The organism is Citrobacter sp. wls613 (assembly GCF_005281195.1).
In the GTDB taxonomy this organism is placed as follows: domain Bacteria; phylum Pseudomonadota; class Gammaproteobacteria; order Enterobacterales; family Enterobacteriaceae; genus Citrobacter; species Citrobacter gillenii.
This window is the reverse complement of sequence record NZ_SZXN01000031.1, coordinates 7,643-7,899: the sequence shown is the minus strand read 5'-3', so window position 1 is coordinate 7,899 and position 257 is coordinate 7,643. Positions and strand designations below refer to the sequence as shown.

At 54.1% G+C, this 257-nt stretch carries 1 pseudogene; it reads right to left on the bottom strand.

Annotated elements, in window-relative coordinates:
• Positions 1-257: pseudogene (locus tag FDX01_RS23485) on the bottom strand (baseplate J-like family protein); the annotation flags it as partial.

Below are 257 nucleotides of genomic sequence, written 5' to 3'. Positions count from 1 at the left end.
CCGCTCTGAACAACTGATACCAGGCGCGCCTGAACACCGTTCACATCCGTGAGCTTCTGGCGGATAAAGCCAGGGTAGCCCTGAACAGTTGACATTTGTGCTTCCCACACGCGATCACGAAACTGATAGTTGGTTTCAGGCTCCAGCCCCGGAACACCAGCCACAGGATTGTTGCAGGTAAGAGTAATGTCATCCGGAACACTGGTGATTATCTGGTTAACCGTCCCGACCGGCACTGCCCACGAACCGGTAATAGT